The organism is Clostridium sp. UBA2485, assembly GCF_002341865.1.
In the GTDB taxonomy this organism is placed as follows: domain Bacteria; phylum Bacillota; class Clostridia; order Clostridiales; family Clostridiaceae; genus Clostridium_J.
This window is the reverse complement of the sequence record NZ_DDOV01000049.1, coordinates 79,142-94,208: the sequence shown is the minus strand read 5'-3', so window position 1 is coordinate 94,208 and position 15,067 is coordinate 79,142. Positions and strand designations below refer to the sequence as shown.

General features: G+C 28.3%; 20 protein-coding genes. 7 read left to right on the top strand and 13 right to left on the bottom strand.

Annotated features, from left to right (window positions below; translation table 11 throughout):
• Positions 1 to 88: 88 nt before the first annotated feature.
• Genes B3603_RS09830 through B3603_RS09815 form a run of 4 tightly spaced genes read left to right on the top strand, consistent with a single transcriptional unit; the run spans position 89 to position 2,872 of the window.
• Positions 89 to 1,000: an ABC transporter ATP-binding protein gene (locus B3603_RS09830; RefSeq protein ID WP_291563976.1), complete on the top strand. Its 912-nt coding sequence runs from the start codon at positions 89 to 91 to the stop codon at positions 998 to 1,000.
• Positions 1,000 to 1,749: an ABC transporter permease gene (locus tag B3603_RS09825; RefSeq protein ID WP_291563974.1), complete on the top strand. Its 750-nt coding sequence runs from the start codon at positions 1,000 to 1,002 to the stop codon at positions 1,747 to 1,749. The genes B3603_RS09830 and B3603_RS09825 overlap by 1 nt, the downstream gene beginning before the upstream one ends.
• 14 nt (positions 1,750 to 1,763) lie before the next feature.
• A complete protein-coding gene (locus tag B3603_RS09820; RefSeq protein WP_291563972.1) occupies positions 1,764 to 2,495 on the top strand; it encodes an ABC transporter permease in 732 nt (243 codons plus the stop codon).
• Between the two features lie 23 nt (positions 2,496 to 2,518).
• Positions 2,519 to 2,872, top strand: a complete 354-nt coding sequence (locus tag B3603_RS09815) for a YxeA family protein (RefSeq protein WP_291563970.1) — start codon at positions 2,519 to 2,521, stop codon at positions 2,870 to 2,872.
• Positions 2,873 to 3,208: 336 nt separating this feature from the next.
• Here B3603_RS09815 and B3603_RS09810 read toward each other — a convergent pair whose 3' ends face one another.
• Positions 3,209 to 3,598, bottom strand: coding sequence for a hypothetical protein (locus tag B3603_RS09810; RefSeq protein WP_291563968.1), 390 nt, complete (start codon positions 3,596 to 3,598; stop codon positions 3,209 to 3,211).
• Positions 3,599 to 3,626: 28 nt separating this feature from the next.
• Positions 3,627 to 5,009: a rhodanese-like domain-containing protein gene (locus B3603_RS09805; protein WP_291563966.1), complete on the bottom strand. Its 1,383-nt coding sequence runs from the start codon at positions 5,007 to 5,009 to the stop codon at positions 3,627 to 3,629.
• Positions 5,010 to 5,485: 476 nt separating this feature from the next.
• On the opposite strand from B3603_RS09805, the gene B3603_RS09800 reads away from it, so the two are divergent.
• Positions 5,486 to 5,842 carry a hypothetical protein gene (locus tag B3603_RS09800; RefSeq protein ID WP_291563964.1) on the top strand — a complete coding sequence of 119 codons (357 nt, stop codon included), beginning with the start codon at positions 5,486 to 5,488 and terminating at the stop codon, positions 5,840 to 5,842.
• A 9-nt stretch (positions 5,843 to 5,851) separates the two neighbouring features.
• A complete protein-coding gene (locus B3603_RS09795) occupies positions 5,852 to 6,106 on the top strand; it encodes a hypothetical protein (RefSeq protein WP_291563962.1) in 255 nt (84 codons plus the stop codon).
• 113 nt (positions 6,107 to 6,219) lie between these two features.
• Here the strand turns inward: B3603_RS09795 and B3603_RS09790 are convergent, their stop codons facing one another.
• Positions 6,220 to 7,104 carry a LysR family transcriptional regulator gene (locus tag B3603_RS09790; protein WP_291563960.1) on the bottom strand — a complete coding sequence of 295 codons (885 nt, stop codon included), beginning with the start codon at positions 7,102 to 7,104 and terminating at the stop codon, positions 6,220 to 6,222.
• A gap of 124 nt (positions 7,105 to 7,228) precedes the next feature.
• Here B3603_RS09790 and B3603_RS09785 point away from each other — a divergent pair, with 124 nt between their 5' ends.
• Complete coding sequence (locus B3603_RS09785; RefSeq protein ID WP_291563958.1) at positions 7,229 to 8,419, top strand: coenzyme F420-0:L-glutamate ligase; 1,191 nt, start codon at positions 7,229 to 7,231, stop codon at positions 8,417 to 8,419.
• A 324-nt stretch (positions 8,420 to 8,743) separates the two neighbouring features.
• Here the strand turns inward: B3603_RS09785 and B3603_RS09780 are convergent, their stop codons facing one another.
• From B3603_RS09780 to B3603_RS09735, 10 genes are all read right to left on the bottom strand, one after another.
• Complete coding sequence (locus B3603_RS09780) at positions 8,744 to 9,163, bottom strand: acyl-CoA thioesterase (RefSeq protein WP_291563956.1); 420 nt, start codon at positions 9,161 to 9,163, stop codon at positions 8,744 to 8,746.
• Positions 9,164 to 9,304: 141 nt separating this feature from the next.
• Positions 9,305 to 10,498 (bottom strand): alanine racemase, encoded by a 1,194-nt coding sequence (gene alr, locus B3603_RS09775; RefSeq protein WP_291563955.1) that lies wholly within the window; start codon positions 10,496 to 10,498, stop codon positions 9,305 to 9,307.
• Between the two features lie 212 nt (positions 10,499 to 10,710).
• Positions 10,711 to 11,103 carry a GNAT family N-acetyltransferase gene (locus tag B3603_RS09770; protein ID WP_291563953.1) on the bottom strand — a complete coding sequence of 131 codons (393 nt, stop codon included), beginning with the start codon at positions 11,101 to 11,103 and terminating at the stop codon, positions 10,711 to 10,713.
• 430 nt (positions 11,104 to 11,533) lie between these two features.
• A complete protein-coding gene (locus B3603_RS09765; protein ID WP_291563951.1) occupies positions 11,534 to 11,737 on the bottom strand; it encodes a hypothetical protein in 204 nt (67 codons plus the stop codon).
• 49 nt (positions 11,738 to 11,786) lie between these two features.
• A complete protein-coding gene (locus tag B3603_RS09760) occupies positions 11,787 to 12,365 on the bottom strand; it encodes a DUF2628 domain-containing protein (protein ID WP_291563949.1) in 579 nt (192 codons plus the stop codon).
• Positions 12,366 to 12,479: 114 nt separating this feature from the next.
• Positions 12,480 to 12,722, bottom strand: coding sequence for a hypothetical protein (locus tag B3603_RS09755; RefSeq protein ID WP_291563948.1), 243 nt, complete (start codon positions 12,720 to 12,722; stop codon positions 12,480 to 12,482).
• Positions 12,723 to 13,137: 415 nt separating this feature from the next.
• Complete coding sequence (locus B3603_RS09750; RefSeq protein WP_291563946.1) at positions 13,138 to 13,782, bottom strand: helix-turn-helix domain-containing protein; 645 nt, start codon at positions 13,780 to 13,782, stop codon at positions 13,138 to 13,140.
• A gap of 231 nt (positions 13,783 to 14,013) precedes the next feature.
• Positions 14,014 to 14,154 carry a hypothetical protein gene (locus B3603_RS09745; RefSeq protein ID WP_291563944.1) on the bottom strand — a complete coding sequence of 47 codons (141 nt, stop codon included), beginning with the start codon at positions 14,152 to 14,154 and terminating at the stop codon, positions 14,014 to 14,016.
• A gap of 28 nt (positions 14,155 to 14,182) precedes the next feature.
• Positions 14,183 to 14,617, bottom strand: a complete 435-nt coding sequence (locus B3603_RS09740; protein WP_291563942.1) for an NUDIX hydrolase — start codon at positions 14,615 to 14,617, stop codon at positions 14,183 to 14,185.
• Positions 14,618 to 14,701: 84 nt separating this feature from the next.
• Entirely contained in the window at positions 14,702 to 15,061 is a 360-nt protein-coding gene (locus B3603_RS09735) for a hypothetical protein (RefSeq protein WP_291563940.1), read from the bottom strand.
• Positions 15,062 to 15,067: the final 6 nt, after the last annotated feature.

Sequence of the window (15,067 nt, the reverse complement as noted above, 5' to 3'; positions counted from 1 at the left end):
TGTCGTAAGGTTCTTGTAAGTGGAAAGAAAGGTTGTGGTGCTACACTACTCCTAGAGAAAATTTTTAAAAATAAAAGGAGTGAAAAAAATGAACACAATTGTATCAACACATAATCTTTCAAAATACTACGATAAAATCTATGGAGTAAACAATGTCAATTTAACAATTTACGAAGGTGATGTCTATGGCTTTGTTGGTCCTAATGGAGCTGGAAAATCAACTACTCTCAAAATGTTATTAGGTCTTGTAAAACCCACTAATGGTAATATTAGAATTTTTGGAAAAGAACTTGCTAAAAATCGCCACTATATTTTAAGTAATACAGGTTCTCTCATTGAGTCTCCTTCTTATTATGGGCATCTTACCGGAATGGAAAACATGCGTATTATGCAACATCTCTGTGGTGGATCAGATAAAAATCTTCACAAAGCTTTACAAATTGTTCGATTAGAAAATCAGAAGGATAAAAAAGTATCACAATATTCATTAGGTATGAAACAGCGTCTTGGCATTGCAATGGCATTAATCAATTTTCCTAGACTGCTTATATTAGACGAGCCCACAAATGGCCTTGATCCTGCTGGTATAGGAGAAATTCGTGAACTTATTAAATGCTTACCACAACAATATGGAATTACTGTTTTAATTTCTAGTCACTTGCTATCGGAAATTGAGCAAATAGCTACATCTGTTGGCATCATAAATCATGGGGAGCTTTTATTTCAAGGCAGCATGGACTTATTAAAAAATATGAGCAAGCCTCATATCTCTATTAAAACACAAAATAATGAAGTAGCAGCAAATTTGCTTCAATATAAAGGGTTTTCACCAGTTGTTAATAATCATTCTCTGACTTTAGGAGATATGAAAGATAATGAGATAGCAAAAGTAAACAAATTTTTGATTGAGTCTGGTATAGATGTTTTCCGTATTGAAGAGCATAAGAGGAATTTAGAAAGTGTATTTTTAGAATTAACAGGAAAGGAACAAAGCCTATAATGAGAACAATTATATTAGAATTTTATAAATTACGTCGGAAACGTATATTATCTATGATTACCATATTCATCGGTGCAGAAATATTATGGGCATTTATGGCTATAAGTATGTCCATGAGTCGTAATCCAGAAAGTATAAAATGGGAAGCAATCATTGCAGTTATATCTTCTATGAATGGACTATTTTTACCAATTATTTCAGCAATTGTAGCTTCTCGTATTTGTGATATTGAACATAAAGGAAATACATGGAAACTCTTATTATCCACAAGTAAGAAAATTAGTCACATCTATGCATCCAAATATTTATGTTCTGCCATACTACTATGTTACGGAGTTATTATTCAAATTCTTGCTATCTCAATCTTTGGTATAGTAAAAAACGTACCTGGCTCTATACCTATTGCATTATTAATAAGATTTATAATATCTACTATGCTTACCAATATGGCTATACTTGCATTGCAGCAATGGATATCTTTTTCCATTAAAAATCAAGCTTTTGCTCTATGTTTAGGAATGATTGGTGGATTTTTAGGAATGTCAGCAGCACTTTTCCCAACATCTTTACGTCGTATCTTTATTTGGTCTTATTACATAGAGTTATCCCCTGTAACCTATATATATAATGGTACGTCAGCAGAATACATAATACGTACTATTGACCCTAAAATTATAGCTATAGTTTTATTAATGGGAATAGTTTTTTATATTGCTGGAAACGCTCATGTTTCTAAACAAGAAATATAACGGAGGGATTTTAAATGATTAAAAAATGTATTAAGGCTGAATTACTTAAACTTCGCCATTCTCATATATGGCTTATCCTAATTATACTTCCAATTGTCAGTATATTGATTGGAGGAGCAAATTTCTATTTTAATCAGGGGATTTTGCAAAATGAATGGTATAGTCTTTGGACACAAGTAAGTCTATTTTATGGTGAGTTCTTTCTACCTATTCTTATTTCTATCCTTTGTGCTTATGTGTGTAGACTGGAACATATGAATAAAAATTGGAATACGGTAATGACAGCTCCTGTTTCAATCTCAAGTGTATTTATAGCTAAGCTATTAATAGTTGGATTTCTAATCTTTATAGTACAAACTTTTTTTATTAGCTTGTATTTTTGCTCTGGAAAACTTTTTGGATTTTCATCACAAATTCCAAAAGAAATTTTTGGTTGGATGTTTCGTGGCTGGCTAGCATCTATATCAATAGGGTCAATACAACTTTGGATATCCATTCGTATCCGCAGCTTTGCAGTCCCTATTGGCATTTGCGTTTGTACAACTTTTATAGGGTTAGGAATATATGTTGCAAAATTTGGTATGTTTTTCCCATATTCATTTTTAACAATTGGTATGGGTGTTTTAAGTCAGGAAAGCTTAACTATTATAGAAAACAGTATATTTCTTTTAATGAATTTGGTTTTCATAATTATATTTTCTCATTTTACAATCAAAAGACTTACAAAAGTTGACATAATAGCTTAATAAAAATAGAAAGGGAGAGCTTAATGAAAAAGTTTTTTTCTATTATATGTCTAATAATGCTTATGATAATTTCTTTCTCAATTTTATTTCTTAATCCAAATAAATTAACACCAGAAAACCCAGCAGGCAAAAGTATTTACTATACTTCTATAAATAATAAAAATATATTTCTAAATGACGATGATAGATATGAATATATCCTAGATTCATATGATAATAAAGGTAATGTGAAATCTCTAACATTTACTGCAAGCAAAGAGCTACGAGAAAATGCTTATTTAGAGTTATATGTCGCACCATTCCGTGGTGTCACTTATTGGCAGGAAATACAATACAATGATTTACCAAGTATTGTTCAAAAAATATATGCAAAATAAATATATATATTTGTTATCTATTGTTATTACCAGAGGAGATTATCTATAAATAAACTACCTTAAAACTTAATNNCGAACACTGTTCGCCGCTACGGTTAATCAATTCTAAATTTCTCAGTTATCACTGAGAAATATCCGGAATTGTGAACTATAAATTTTGAATTTAGTAGTTTTAGGGACGACACCAATAAGTGTTAATTATTTTCAGAGATAGATTAAATTTAGGAGTGATATATCTATATCCAAATTGTAAAGATAATGTAATTTATTTCTTAATTCAAAAGAAAAGGCTGAGCTTCAAAAGAAACTCAGCAAAATACAGCCCTATAGTAAAGTTTAAAGAAATATAATCTTTAATAGTTCTATAACCAATACTATTGAAAATCCTATTAAAATTACATAGTAAGATAATAAAACTTGTGAATTAAAGATTACTCCAAAGAGAATTAAACATAAAGTAATTGCTATAACTCCAATGGAATACTTAAACTTATTAAAATTTTTATAAGCTTTAACACTTAAACTTATTAAAATTATCAGCAATAAAATTAACCCATAAATTATCTTTAGTCTTAAGGATAATTTATCATATACACTATTTCTATAAGTTAATGATCGCATTACTCCCATCTTTTCATCAGATAGATAATGAATAGTTAGTACAAAAATCACTAAAATTAATTGAATAGTCGTACTTGTCCATTTGAAAATTTTTTTAAACTTCATATTTCATACCTTATAAAATTTCTATTAATTATTGTTGTTTTTTAGGTTCTCCTGTTTCTACAGGTCCTGCTGGATTTCCGGTGTTTCCACTCCATTCATTCCAACCACCATCATAAAGAGAAATATCTTTTAGTCCCATCACATCAGCATATACTAATACTTCTGCTGCTCTCCATCCTGTTCCACAGAAAAAGGATAATCTTTGATCAGGTGTAATTCCCCATTCTTTCCACATAGCTAGAATTTCATCTTTATTACGCATTGTATTATCTAAATTTCTGTAGTCCTGTAAGCTTGATGAGTCTGTACCTGCATGTCCCCAAACAGCTCCAGCTGGACGTCCTGTTGGTTTAATATAGTCATAACCTGAGATTTTACCTGTATACTCTTCCCAAGCTCTTATATCTACTAATTTACTTCCTTGTTTATCTGCTAATATCTCTTTAGCTTCTGGCATATCAATAATATACCCTTTATTTGCTGGTGTAGTTACTCCAAAAGAACCTACTGGAGTAGCTTTATTCGATTCTTTTTCTAGTTCATATCCTGATGCTTTCCACTTTTCAGTTCCACCATTTATTACTCTAACATCTTTAACACCTAAATACTTTAATATAGCAGCAACTCTATAAGCTGCAGTTGAATCTGGTCCATATAATATAGTGGTTGTATCTACTGTAATTCCCTTGCCTTCTGCAAATTTTATAAGTTTATCATCTGAAAGACGATTCCAAAGAGGTCCTTCTTCAACTTCATCGGTATTTATATGTACTGCACCTTTTATGTGACCAACTTTTAAATAATCTGGTGATTTTGTCTCATCACCCCAGCTAACTTCAAATATTTTAAAGTCATTGCCATTATAAGTTTCGGGTTTCTTTCCTTCTACTAAATCTTTTACCCAAGATACTGGAACTACCATTTCATAATTTGGATAAGATTCCATTTCAAGACTTGAGTCCTTAGCCCACTCTTTAACGTCATAAGTATATAAATTCTCATATCCCTTTTTAGCTAAATAATCTGCTACTTCACTAGCATCTTTTTCATTAGCATCATAAAGAACAATATTTTTTTCATTTGAGATTCCCTTTGTTTTCAAAGCTTCATCTAATATTTTCTCCTTATCCTGAGAGTCAACCTTTAACCAAGAAGCTGAAAAGTCTGTAGCTCCTTTTACATGACCACCTCTTGTGACCTCATCAAATTTCCAACCATTAAAGGCATCACTTTCTCTCGTATCTACAATAACCCAATCATCTTTACCAATCTTATCTTTAAGCTCACTTGTAGAAATTGTTTTTCCTGTTGTCTCTACCTTAGACTCTTCCTTCTTGCCACAAGCTGCCAAAAGAACTATAGATAGAGATAAAATTAAGATAAGAGATAAATTTTTTGTTACTTTTTTCATTTTGTTTCCCTCCTAAAATTTTAATTATTTATAAGAATCTTAAATGTATTTTATCTAATAGTTATTTATTCTAATATTGACATTACCTATAAAGAGTACGTAAATAAATTTAATAAATGTTAAAATGAGATAAATATGTTTTTAAGCTAAATTTTACTTAATTAAATTTACTTTTACTTTTTATTCCTCATCTATAATAACATTTTTTAAATCAAAACATTATTTATTTATCAAATAGTTCACGTCATATCTATAGGTATAATTAATACAGAAAAATTGTCCTTTCTACTCAATTACTATTTCATAAATCTACTACTTAAAATATATAATTCAAAGATTATATTTACTAAATAAACATATTTTCATATAAATAAAGAAATTGGTATCTTATGTTATAATTAGTTACATATATGCAAAATAGAGGCCTTTTATTAATGCTTAAATTATATATCATGAATATTTTTAGGAGGTTTCAGATGATTAAAAAAGTTACTGTTATCATTCTTATTTTATTATTATCTATAAGTACAAATGTTTTTGCAGGAGATATACCAGAATCAATTATCTTAGACGAACAAGAGGCACTTTTTATAGGTAAAATCACTGATATTAATACTGACTTATACAACATTAAACCATTAACTATTATGATGGGAAGTATTGAAGAAAAAGAATTTCAAGTGAAAGAATTTGACAAATATTATGGAACAGAGGACATTCCTAGAATTGGAGACGTTATTGTAGCAATTTTATTAGATGATAATAAAATTAATGATACTTGGATATTTAAATGTACATCTGAAGATTATAAAACTTTAGAACTTATAAGTTAACCATATGAAATGGTACTTCGTTACCAACAATACATAAATGAAGGGAAATACTTTGAAGCACAAAAAAAGATTGATGAAGATAAAAAACAATCCGCTGCTGCAACTAATGCGAGCATACAAGATAGAGACACAAATCAAAATAACTATAAAGATAAATCAGTAAAGACTTTTCTAATTAATAATATATTTATGTTATTATCGGCTTTAATAACTATAATAGTATTTATAATTTTTATTATATATAAAAAGCAACATGATAACTAAACAAGGTATAACATAGGGCCTGTCCTATATGGTAAGCCCTATGTTCTAGAAATACATCAATAATTTTTACCTAGCATAACTTTATAGCTTCTTTAATATTTACTCTTTTAAATCTATTCACTTTCTAATATTTCAACAAATTTTGTTGAAGAGGGTGATAAAGATATATTTTTTAGAAAACAAATTCCTATGCTTCTTTTTGGAATCTCTTCAGTAAGCTTTACTTCATATAATAGACCATTTTTTAAATACTCTTGCGAAAATTCTTTAATAACACAGGATATACCTAAATTTATTTTTGCAAATTCTAATAATAATTCATGAGAACCAAGTTCAATTTCTGGTTTCATTTTGATTCCTTTTGATAGCATATACTTTTCTACATACAGTCTTGAATTTGAATTAGTTTCAAGTAATATAAGTGGTAGCTCAGCTAACTCTTCAAGACTTATAGGTTCAGATAATTTTTCTTTATATTTTTCTCCACAAACAAAAACATCTCTAATATCTATACATTTTCTTATCTCTAAAGAAGAGTCTTTAATAGGTAAATTACCAATTGCAATGTCAATTTCCCCTGACTTTAGCATATCACAAAGTTCTAAAGTTGTACGATTGATTATTTTTAGCTTAATATTTGGATATTTACTATGAAACTTTTCTAAAAAAGGTAATAAAAAATATCGTGAAATAGTATCTCCAACACCTATCTGTAAATCTCCAACCATTAAATTTTTAACTTCTTCTAATTTTTTTTCTCCTACACTAATTAAATTAATAGCGGAACTTGTATATTCATATAACAGTTGTCCTTCCTTGGTAAGATTAACTCCTTTAGGTGTTCTAGTGAAAAGTCTTATATCTAGTTCTTTTTCAAGTTGCATAATTGCTTGGCTTACAGCTGGTTGTGTCATGTAAAGTATTTTAGAAGCTTTAGAAAAACTTTCACATTCAGCTACTTGACAGAAAATTTTGTATAAATCTAATTTGTTTATCATATAAGCTCTCCTTATACCTAATATAATATCTATTTACTTTACTTATATCATAAAAATAGTATATAGTAAAAGGGTAAAGTACATTTTCAATCGAAAATAAATAATGCTTAAGGAGAGATTTTAAATGGAAAGAGTAGTTGGAACTGTTGTTAGAGGTCTTCGTGCCCCAATTATAAATAAAGGAGACAATATAGCAGATATTGTTGTAGACAGTGTATTAAAAGCTTCAGAAGTAGAGGGTTTTTCTATTAATGATAAAGATGTGGTTACTGTAACTGAATCTGTAGTCGCTCGTGCTCAAGGAAACTATGCAAGCATTGATGCAATTGCAAAAGATGTAAGTGCAAAATTTGGTGATGATACTGTTGGCGTTATATTCCCAATTTTAAGCCGTAACCGTTTTGCAATTTGCTTACGTGGTATTGCAAAAGGAGCTAAAAAAATTGTATTAATGTTTAGCTATCCATCTGATGAAGTAGGTAACCATTTAGTAGATATAGATATGCTTGATGAAAAAGGTGTGAATCCTTGGACAGATGTTTTAACTGAAAAACAATTCCGTGATCATTTTGGATATAACAAACATCCTTTTACTGGTGTTGACTATATTGATTATTATAAATCTTTAATTGAAGAATATGGTACTGAGTGCGAAATAATATTCTCAAATAATTCAAAAACAATTTTAGATTATACAAAAAATGTTCTTACTTGCGATATTCATACAAGATTTAGAACTAAAAGAATTTTAAAAGCTAATGGTGGAGAAAAAATTTATAGCCTAGATGATATTTTATCAACATCAATAGATGGTAGTGGTTATAATGAAAACTATGGTCTTTTAGGTTCAAATAAAGCTACAGAAGAAAGTGTTAAACTTTTCCCTCGTGACTGCCAACCTGTTGTTGATAGTATACAAGCTGCACTAAAAGAAAAGACTGGAAAAACTGTTGAAGTCATGGTTTATGGTGATGGTGCATTTAAAGATCCAGTGGGAAAAATTTGGGAACTAGCTGATCCTGTTGTATCACCAGCTTATACTAAAGGACTTGAAGGTACACCTAACGAAGTTAAATTAAAATATCTTGCTGATAATAATTTTGCTGATTTAAAAGGAGAAGAACTTAAAAAAGCTATCTCTGAATATATTAAAAATAAAGAGTCAGATCTTGTAGGTGCTATGGAATCACAAGGTACTACTCCTAGAAGACTTACTGACCTTATCGGTTCTCTTTCTGATTTAACTTCAGGAAGTGGAGATAAAGGTACACCTATTATATACATTCAAGGTTACTTCGATAATTACACTAAATAGTAATTTAAATTAATAAATACTCTAAAAATTCCTCCTTAGGTTGATGATTAATTATAATTTAATCATCTCTCTAAGGAGGAGTTTTTCATTATTTTACTTAATTATATTATCAACATCTCAATATATTTTCATCTATAGATAAAATAATGTATATTCCAATATATCTATGCCTTTAAATATTATAATTTACAACCTAATTTCTTTAATAGATTTTTAATAAAAGTGACCTTCTCACTTTTAAAAGATACAAATTTAAAACTTCTCTTATAAAAGAGAAGTATCAACAATTGTCCATTGTCAATCGTCAATTCTCAATTGCATAAGTTATTGACACTGATAATTACTCATAAGATTATCCCATAGCTCTTTATTGAAATTTTTTAAATTAATTATTCTGAAAGTTTTCCTATCTACAAAGGTTTGAAGAGTACTTCCTTTAGCTAATATTTTATTATCCTCTTCTCTTCGAATAACATAAGCAACTCTAACCTTAACTGGCGTTAATTGGCTAATAGTAGCCTCTACTACTAAATTATCATCATATTTAGCAGCCTCCATATATTTACATTGAGTTTCTACAAGTGGCAGCATAACTCCACTTTCTTCTAGTTCCTTATACGAAATTCCTAGTTCCTTAATTAAGTCCTCTCTAGCTACTTCAAAATATAAATAATAATTGGCATGATGTACTACCCCCATAGCATCAGTCTCTCCATATCTAACGGTAATCTTAGTAAAACTCATATACCTCTCTCCTCTCTTATACATCTTTTTCTTATTGTATCACTAAACCATTTATTGTTAAAATCTTTTATAATACTAACAATTTAAAAATAGTATATCTAAAGTAAAAATTGAAGTAATAATTTTAATAAAGATTAGAAATTAAAAATAATTTCTAATCTTTATAATCTCTCCACTTTTAATATATACCCTAGGAACTCTATGTTTAATCATACAAATCACTTCATAATTAATAGTTCCCATAAGTTCTGCTATATAATCTGCATCAATATTTAAATCGCCATCTTGTCCAATAAGTATAACTTCATCACCTATTTTGACTTCTCCTATATCAGTTACGTCAATCATGCATTGGTCCATACATATTCTTCCTACTATTTTCGCTAATTTCCCATTTATTATAACCTTAGCCTTTCCGCTTAAAAGCCTTGAATATCCATCTGCATAACCTATTGGCAAAGTAGCAATTCTGCTTTCTCTTTCTGTTTTAAAGGTTCTTCCATAGCTTATATACATATCCTTCTCTACTTTTTTAACATGTGCAACTTTAGTTTTTAAAGTAAGAGAAGGCTTTAAAGTTATTTTCTTTATATCTANNGCTGGTTTTAAAGATATCCTTTCTTTATTTACATAGGAGGATGGATAATATCCATATAATAATATACCAGCTCTAACTCCATCTAAGTAAGTCTCTGGTAAATCTACTATAGCCCCACTATTAGCTGCATGTTTCAGTGGTATGTTTATTCCCTTAAGAGAAAGTCTATTAGAAAATTCTTGTAGCTTTCTAAACTGCTCATAAGTATATCTCTTATCCTCTTCATCAGAACTTGCAAAATGAGTGAATATGCCTTCTATTATAAGCCCTTCCAAGGAGCATATTTCTAAAACCTCTTTAAAACTTTCTTCATTAGGTAAAAATCCTAATCTACCCATTCCTGTATCAACTGCAATATGAATCTTAGCTTTTTTCCCTCTTTTTATTGCTTCCTTTGATAATTCTTTTGCGTAGCTTAGACTATATACTGTTTGCTCTATATTATTTTCTATTATTTCCTCTGCAAAATCTATAGGTGTGTATCCTAAGATTATTATTGGTGCAACAACTTCTGCATGTCTAAGTTCCATAGCTTCTGTTATAACTGCTACAGCTAATCTTGCAGCTCCATTTTCTAATAATACAGTAGCTACATCAATAGCTCCATGTCCATATGCATCTGCCTTTATTACTGCTATTATTTCTTTATCCTTTAATAAACTTTTAAGTTGTTTCATGTTATATGCAATTGCATCTAAATCTATTTCAGCCCATACTGGTCTAATATTTGAATTCATATTTACACCTCTAATTATAGTATTTATTTGTAACACTATTATAAGAAAGTCTTCCATAAACAATAAGAACCACTATAAGGATAAATTTATCCCATAGTGGTTTAATTCCTTTTAAGCCGAAATATATTTTTAGTTAATACTTAAATTTAATCTTATCTTTTCTTTTAATGTAAATTTGCATTTATTTGCAATGTTCTCTTATGTTCTTAAATTTACTTTGCTCTCATTCCAATTGCAAAAACTTCAAAACCCATATTTTCATAATAAGGAAGTAATTTTTCTTCACAAAAAAATTGTATATGTAAATTGCTGCTTTTACAATATTCCACTAATCTCTTACTAATCTCAGTTCCAATCCCTTTGTTTCTATAATTGGGGTCTACCCCCAATCCACATAGATATGCATTTATAATACCATCGGAAATTATTCTACCAGTACCAATGAGTTTTTCTTGGTGATATGCATAGACTGAATACCAACTTTGCTCCATTGCTTTTAGTAATTGTTCTTGGCTTAATTGTAAAAAATCATTCCACCCAAGACACTCATATAAGGAAAATAGCTCCTTTTTTGTCGGTAAATTTACTGTATATTTTATCTCCACAGTGAAACCTCCTTTTACCTAATATAGACTTATTGACACATCATTATCTTAACTTTTAAACTGCACGATTTCACCTACTATTTTAATGTATTGATGACTATCAAGACCTATCTTATAATGAAATAATATTTATTGAAATGTGAACTGACTGTCCAATATCTGATAATGGAATTGGATTTGGATTTTCGGGAGAACACTATTCTCCCCTACAGGAAATAAATTTATTATTTTAAATATATATAGCTATAAAATAATATTTCCTTTACTCTAACTATCTGGATACTATTATTAATTTTTTTATTGTGTTGATTGCAAACCCTCTATGATCTACTCTTATCATAAATGCTAACATTCATCTATATCTTTATTACGCTCTTTGAAAAAATTATCCATTCTTTCATATAGTCTATTTTATTTATAGGAAAAGTATTTATAAAGAATTTATAAAATATTTATTATATAGTGAAGTGATAATTATTGAAGTTAAAATTGCTATTAATGCACCTTTCGCAGATTTATTAATATTTTTAAATTCAATTTTTATATCTTTAAAGTAAACTTTTCTTGTATAAATAATTGTAAATATGATTATTATAATACATTGGACGTAAATTAATGAGTCTTCACTCTCCATAATAAATTCTCCTCATTTTAAATAAGGCAATAATTCTTATATATGAACTTTATTGAAGTGTATATATAATTACATGAAAAATAAATATATTAATTATTTGAACCAATATAAATACAAATACAATTATAATATTTGTTCCACCACGATCTACTATTCTTGAATTTACATACTTATCATTAGCTTCATTTTTTTTAATTTTAGTAATTTTTTTTATCGCATGATTATAGTATAGCTTATTCCAATATACTCCTCCAAATATGCTTACAACCAATGCTATTAATGGTACCAATGGTTTAGGAATTATAAGGTATAAGAATAAAGAAATTAACATAGTTACAATTACATACACATACATTTTTCTATAACCCATCCAATGAAGGGGAAATAAAAAAGCTGCCCAATTCCAACCTGAAGAATTATTATTTTCGCTATACCTATTGAATCTCCACTTTGACATGTAATAATCCACATTTTCTCTTCCAACAAATAGTTGTAATTCCTCGGTAGTTACTCCTAAGGAGAATTCACCATCTGTTTTAAAATCCTCCTTTAAATTTAATTTTTGTCCACAATTAGAACAAAATGACATACTTTGATTAACTTCCTTCCCACATCCATTACAATACATGTCTGCTTTTCACTCCTTTATCACAACATATTACAACGTGAAATTTAAATCATTCTACTCATCTCGTTGATATTCAATACATTTTAACGTAAAATTAATTATGCGAAAATTATACTAAGATTGTGAGGTATTTGTTTTCTTAAACATATCTTTAACTTCTTTTAATTTCTCACTTACAATATAAGTACGTATCACAATAACTCCACACAGTGTCATCAATCCAGTGTATGTAAACATATGATATGATATTGTAAAATCATCCCATACAAAAATAAACTGACCAATTATAGAAAATATAAATGTGTTAAAAATATAAAAAATAATCATTGCTACAATATCCTTAGATAAGTGTTCCATTACAAAAATTTTTCCTTTATATCACTTAATTAATACAATTCATCTAATAAGAAAATTACAACATATTTTTTATATTTTTATAAAAATTCCCAACTTATAATATCCTATTATTTAGTTTTAAGAATGTTATTTTCCTTTTAAAATATACAATGTATTTTAAAAGATTGTTTTATACAAATAGTACAGACATTTAAATTTCTATTTATTTCTCATATATCCTAACAAGAATCATTTAAAATACTGATATAAGTTATTTGTTAAAGTTAATATAAAGTGTAAACTGTTTGGATTGTAATGCAAAAATACCGTAAAATTCATTTATGAATAATACGATATCTTAAGGAATTATTCAGTTTTTATTGTTGTTATATAAATAAGAAACAGATACATTATCTATAACTACTGATTATGCTCATTAGTCTTGGTTAATTTTAGACTTCTTTTTTAGAATAAATGTAGTAACTCCACAAGTTACAAAATAAAAAACTGCTGTAAATAGCGTTTTTTCTATAATTCTATAAGTCCATGGGATAAATCTAAAAATAGTTTCAGATAAAATAATTATAGGAAAAGGTAATATGAACCAAATATTCAGTAAATAAAATTTCTTTCTCGTTAATTGATTTTCTCCTTCAGTGGCATAACGGTCTTTTAAGCCCTCAAAGACCATAATACTAATAATTTGAACAATAAACCCAATACTAACAGAAAATAAAGTCTGCCAAGTGAATTGAGCTACAATTGACATAATTAACCCAATTATAATCATACCAGTGGTCACAGCAAATAGTGTTTTCATACCATATTGGTTCTTTAAAGAATTATTGCTATTTTTTACAACTGGAATATCCATATCACTGTCGATTTCATCATGAAGCAAATAATCAGTTGAAACCTGAAATATTTTACTTAATTGAATTATTTTATTAATATCGGGAAGAGATTCTCCTAGCTCCCATTTGGAGACCGCTTGTCTTGAAACATTAAGTTGCTCTGCTAATTGTTCCTGTGACAAGTCTCTAGTCTTTCTAAGTTGTTGTATTTTTTCACCTAAAGTCATATAAAGACCTCCTCTTATTTGATGTCTTTATCCTATCACCGCTTCTTGGTTGCACTCTACCAAGCAAGCCTTGAATATCCGCAACTAGCAGTTGCAACCCTTTATTTATAAGGATTATAGACTTTATCCTTATTTAATATTATTAAAAAACTTTATCTTAATTATTAGTGATTATATCATATACTTTTAATTAATTCATTTACTATAGGAATTCTTTGTTCAATTCTAGATTTACTTTGCGAAATATAGTCTTTCATCCATTGATTCATGAAAATTTCCAATTAAATTTAGAGTAGAAATATCTATACCGAATCGCCTTGTGTACTCTTCTAAAACTTGTATATTAAATAATTCTTTTACTTCCTTCTCCAATTTCTTCACTTCCTTATTGAAATAATCTCTACAAATTAATTACTTGCTCTATAGCCCACATTTGATGTTCTAAATACATTTTTTCTTCTAATTTTTTGATAGAAATCCATTCAAGTTTATGATCTGTTTCTATTGATTCTTGTACTTTACTCTTTAAGTCTGCAAGATAAAAATATCCAATAGGATGAAAGTAACAATTAAGTGAATCTGAATAGTGATATCTATCACTTTTACATATAAATTTTTTAATCTCTATATCGTATCCTGTTTCTTCAAGACATTCTCTTATAAGACACTCTCTATGCGTTTCTTCCTTTTTTATGCCACCGCCAATAAGAAAATAACCTTTTCCTGTTTTTACCGTAGCAACTTTACCATTGTTATTAAGAATTATTGCATAAACGCCTATTCTATCTTTATACTTCTCATTTTCTAATTTTGTTCCAAAAGTTTTTTCACGCATTTTTACCCCTAATGAGAAAACTATTTAATTTTCACATATAAACTATTCTCAAAATTAAAACTAATTTCAATATAGATTATCCTACTAATCTATATTACTCTCCATACATCTTATCAACTTTATATTTCTATTTGTATAATCTGAATTATCTATTACTATATCTGCAAATTTCTCAGGTTGATTATCCTTAAGATACATTGAATAAGCTTTATGATATCGCTGTTCAAATTTTCTTTTTGCTTCATCCAATCCACCTAAATCACAAGCATCTCTTAAAGTTCCTCTTTCTTTTGCTTTTTCTATTGGAACTTGTAGATATATTGTTAAATCCCATCCATCATATAATTTAGGAGTTAATAAAAATGCTCCATCTACAACACATATTGAATTCAAATTTACATAAACAGGATCTAATTTTATTGCTTTATCTTCTGTTAGATCCATAATTGC